Here is a 3,973-nt window from a genome sequence, read left to right as displayed (position 1 = left end):
CGCACCTCCCGCGCCCGGGGTATCATCGGGCCGCGCCCGGTCCCGGGCCGCGGGAGGCGTCCATGGAGCGCTGCACCACCTGCTCGACCCCGCTCGCCGACGGCGGGCGCTGCGTGACCTGCGAGGCCGCCGCCGAGGGGCTCGCCGTGCTCACCCGCTCCGGCTACGCGTCGGTGCGCGAGGTGATGTCGCTGCTGGAGGCGGAGGGGCTGGCGCCGGAGATGGAGAAGGTCCCGCCGGGCCGGCCGGAGGAGGCGCACCACCCGCTCTGGAACCTGTACGTCCCGCGCGACGAGCTGGAGCGGGCGCAGGCGTTCCTGCGGCGCGACTGGGCCGGGCTGCTCGAGGATCCCGACGCGGCGGCCGCGGCGGCGCGCGGCGCCGAGGGGATCGACCTCGACGCGGGCGGCGAGATCACCTGCCCGGCCTGCGGCCACCGCTTCGCGGTGCAGGGCGCGCGGGAGGTGGAGTGCCCGGAGTGCGGCCTCGGGCTCGGCGCGCCCGGCGAGTCGTCGCCGGACGAGAACGGCTAGCGGCGTCCGAGAAGGCGCTGGCGTGCCTCGCGCCGCGGCGGTATCTCGGGCCGATGGCACGCGAGCTCTCGGACCTGCACATCCACGTCGGCGGCGCGGTGGCGCCGCACATCCTCTGGTCCATCGCCCACGACCAGGGCTTCAAGCTGCCCGTCGCGAGCTACTGGGAGTTCAAGGAGCTGATCTCGGCGCGCCCGGGCAAGGTGCGGTCGCTCGACGAGTACCTGGCGGTGATGCACGAGTGGACCGAGAAGATCCAGTCGTCCCCCCAGGCGATGGAGCGCAGCGTCTACGAGGTCATCGGCAAGGAGTACCGCTCGTCGCGCGTCTCGCTCATCGAGCTGCGCTTCAACCCGATGAAGCGCAACGTCGGCGGCGAGCGCGACCTCGACCACATCATCCACGCCGCGCTCCGCGGCATGGACCGGGCGGTGCTCGAGTACGGGGTGCAGGCCGGCCTCATCTTCTGCCTGGCGCGCGAGTTCCCCGCGCACCTCAACGAGATCCTGGTCGAGAAGGCCATCAAGTACCGGCGGCGCGGCGTGGTCGGCATCGACCTCGCCGGCACCGAGCGCCACGCGCTCGAGCTGATGCCGGCGGAGGTCGGGCGCTACCGCGAGTTGTACGCGCGGGCGCGGCGCGCCGGGCTGAAGACCACCGTGCACACCGGCGAGACCGCCACCACCGGCGCCGAGGGCGTGCGGGCGGTGGTGGAGCAGCTCGAGCCCCATCGCATCGGGCACGGCATCTGCGCGGCCCGGGACGAGAAGGTGATGGACCTGCTCCGCGAGCGCGGCGTGGTGCTGGAGATCTGCCCCAGCTCGAACCTGGCCACGCGGGCGGTGGCGTCCATCGAGGAGCTCGGCCAGGTGCTGGCGCGCTTCTGGGAGCGCGGCGTGCGGTTCACCATCAACACCGACGGTCCGTACTTGCTCGACACGAACATGCGCGCCGAGGTGCGGCTGCTGCGCGAGGCCGGGGTGCTCGCGGAGGAGCAGATCGACCAGGCGCTGCGCTGGGCGCGGGAGGCCACCTTCATCGGCGAGCTGCCCTGACGAGGCGCGCGTTGAATACGGCCCGGGGCGCGCGCGTACCTCCTCGCAGCGGGCGTGCGCGGATCGACCGCGGCCCCGCGCCGGAGGTACCCCACATGAAGAACGTCCTGCGCATCGTCTCGGCCCTCGCCGTGCTCGGCCTCGTCTCCCCCGCGTTCGCCGAGGAGCCGAAGGCCGCGGAGCCGGCCCCCGCCGCGCCGGCGGCCACCGAGACCGCGAAGCCGGCCGCCAAGCCGGCCGCGCACAAGAAGCACCACAAGGCGACCGCGAAGAAGGCGACCCCGAAGGCCGCCGAGAAGGCGGCCCCCGAGGCGGCCCCGGCGACGAAGTAGCCCAGTCAGATCCCGCGGGGGGCGCGGCCGGCGATCACCGCGGGCCGCGCCCTCCCGTCCCTCGCCTCCGCCCCGCCGCTGGCGGGGCTACGCCCGGGACGAGCGGCCTGCTACTCCGCGTCCCGCACCAGCACCGCCGAGAGGTGCTCGGGGCGCGCCGCGCCGCCCTCGGCGATCGGCGCGAGCTCGGCCGCGCGCGCCCGCGCCAGCTCCAGCAGCAGCGCCCCGGCCTGGCCGGCGGCGGCGAGCCGCGGGTCCTCGATCGCGGCGAGCGCCCGCGCCGCGGCCGGCAGCTCCGCGCGCGCGATCGGATCCGGCCGGAAGGCGCGGCCCATTCGCTCGTTGGCGAGCGCGGTGAGGTACAGCGTGGAGAGGCGCGGCGCGAGCGGCCCCTCGGCGCGGCCGCCGGCGAGCCCCAGCGCCTGCGCCAGCCCGGCCAGCCCCTCGGCCAGGTCCAGCGCGGCGACGGTGCGGTCCAGCTCCGGCGCGGCGAGGAACCGGCGCGGCTCGTGCGCGCCGGCCGACATCGTGCCCCACTCGTCCCGCGGCGCCTCCAGGCCCGGGAAGTAGCGCGGGCGCTTCGCGGCGAGCGCCGCCACCGCCTCGCCCAGCGGCGCGTCGAGCAGCGGCGCGGCGCGGGTCCCCGCGCCGCCGCCGGCCAGCAGCCGCTCGGCCCGCCACTTCAGCTCGAGCACGCGCCCGAAGCCCTCCTGGAAGAGCCGCTTCACCGGCGTCTCCGCCAGCACCTGGGCGGCGCGGTCGGGATCGGCGCGGGCGAGGCGGGCCAGGCCCAGCTCCAGCATGGCGCGGGCGGCGCCGAACGCGCCGCGCACCGCCTCGAGGTCGGAGGGGTCCACCGCGTCGGCGACCAGCACCGCGTTGGCGGCCGCGACGATCTCGCGCTCCAGCACCTCGCGCTCGCCGGCGGGGAGCGCCGCCGCGGCGGCGTCCAGCGCCGACCCGGCGCCGAGCCTCGCCAGCAGGAACCCGGGGGGACGCGCCGGGGGAGGGCCGGCGGGGTGGGCCGGCGCGCGCGGCGGCCGCGCGAACCACGAGAGCGCCTCCTCCAGCGAGGGGAAGCCGAGGTCGGCGAGGCGCCCGGTGCGCCAGCGCAGCGCCGTCTCCTCCAGCTCGCTGGGCAGCTCGCCCCGGATGGCCGAGAGCAGGCGCGTCGCCAGGAAGGCGTCGCGCGCGTACAGGTCGTCGAGCAGGCCGCGCACCGCCAGGTACTCGGTGCCCTCGACCTCGAACTCGACCACGAAGCGCCCCTCGGGCGTCCGCATGAACCGGTCGGACACCAGCTCGGGATCCGGGTCCTCCTCGAGGTCGTGCAGCCGGAGCGCGTCGCGCAGCACCAGGTACAGCACCTCGCGGTCGAGCGCGTCCAGCTTGCGGGTCCAGCGCGCCGCGGCCTTCGGGTCGAGGTGCGCGCCGGCGCGGGCGATCCGGAGCCAGGGGAGGGCGCGGCGCGGCTCGAACGCGCCGCCGCGCCAGGCGTCGAGGTCGAGGAAGGTCTTGAACTGCTCGGGGGAGGCGAGCTGGACGAGCAGCGCCGCGTCGCCGAGCCCCACGTCGCGGATGGTGAAGTAGAGCTCGTCGGCGGGCAGCGCGCGGACCAGCGCCTGAGGGTCCCGCGCCTCCAGCACCAGGTCGAGGCGCCGCTTCCCCTGCGCCGCTGCCAGCGCCGCCCGCGCGCGCGAGAGCTCCTCGGGGGCGAGCGCCTTCTCTTCCTTGGCCATCGTCCGTCCTCCTATCGGCGGCGGCGCGGGCGCGCCGCGGGCCGGCCGGCGCGGTCCACCGCGTCGCGCACGCTCCAGCCGCACGCCTCCAGCAGCCCCCGGGCGCGCGCCTCGCCCACCCCGGCGAGCGCGGCGACGTTGCGCACCGCCCGGCGGCGCAGCTTCTCGCTGGCCGGCGCCAGCGCCACCATCCGGCCGCCGCGCACGGCGCCGAGCCGCACGAACGCGGCGGTGCTCACCAGCCCGAGCGCCATCTTCGCGGCGGTGCCGGCCTTCATGCGGGTCGAGCCCGCCACCAGCTCCGGGCCGGTCTC

General features: G+C 77.0%; 4 protein-coding genes and 1 pseudogene. 3 read left to right on the top strand and 2 right to left on the bottom strand.

Annotated elements, in window-relative coordinates; translation table 11 throughout:
• Positions 1 to 62: 62 nt before the first annotated feature.
• The 3 genes from PSR1_RS22235 to PSR1_RS22225 all read left to right on the top strand — a co-directional run bounded on the left by PSR1_RS22235 (position 63) and on the right by PSR1_RS22225 (position 1,920).
• The gene (locus tag PSR1_RS22235; RefSeq protein ID WP_059439506.1) at positions 63 to 533 is read left to right on the top strand and encodes a hypothetical protein; all 471 of its coding nucleotides are present in this window, start codon (positions 63 to 65) and stop codon (positions 531 to 533) included.
• A 53-nt stretch (positions 534 to 586) separates the two neighbouring features.
• Positions 587 to 1,588 (top strand): adenosine deaminase, encoded by a 1,002-nt coding sequence (locus PSR1_RS22230; protein WP_059439505.1) that lies wholly within the window; start codon positions 587 to 589, stop codon positions 1,586 to 1,588.
• A gap of 95 nt (positions 1,589 to 1,683) precedes the next feature.
• Positions 1,684 to 1,920 (top strand): hypothetical protein, encoded by a 237-nt coding sequence (locus PSR1_RS22225; protein ID WP_059439504.1) that lies wholly within the window; start codon positions 1,684 to 1,686, stop codon positions 1,918 to 1,920.
• 110 nt (positions 1,921 to 2,030) lie between these two features.
• Here PSR1_RS22225 and PSR1_RS22220 read toward each other — a convergent pair whose 3' ends face one another.
• Positions 2,031 to 3,659 carry a DUF6178 family protein gene (locus tag PSR1_RS22220; RefSeq protein ID WP_059439503.1) on the bottom strand — a complete coding sequence of 543 codons (1,629 nt, stop codon included), beginning with the start codon at positions 3,657 to 3,659 and terminating at the stop codon, positions 2,031 to 2,033.
• An 11-nt stretch (positions 3,660 to 3,670) separates the two neighbouring features.
• A pseudogene (locus tag PSR1_RS22215) lies at positions 3,671 to 3,973 on the bottom strand (N-acetylmuramic acid 6-phosphate etherase); the annotation flags it as partial.

Origin of the sequence: Anaeromyxobacter sp. PSR-1 (genome assembly GCF_000964525.1) — a bacterium.
GTDB lineage: Bacteria > Myxococcota > Myxococcia > Myxococcales > Anaeromyxobacteraceae > Anaeromyxobacter.
This window is presented reverse-complemented; position numbering and strand designations above follow the sequence as displayed.

Excerpts from the sequence above, each read along its gene's own strand:
- PSR1_RS22235 (WP_059439506.1), top strand. The coding sequence starts at position 63 with ATGGAGCGCTGCACCACCTGCTCGACCCCGCTCGCCGACGGCGGGCGC.
- PSR1_RS22230 (WP_059439505.1), top strand. The coding sequence starts at position 587 with ATGGCACGCGAGCTCTCGGACCTGCACATCCACGTCGGCGGCGCGGTG.
- PSR1_RS22225 (WP_059439504.1), top strand. The coding sequence starts at position 1,684 with ATGAAGAACGTCCTGCGCATCGTCTCGGCCCTCGCCGTGCTCGGCCTC.
- PSR1_RS22220 (WP_059439503.1), bottom strand. The coding sequence starts at position 3,659 with ATGGCCAAGGAAGAGAAGGCGCTCGCCCCCGAGGAGCTCTCGCGCGCG.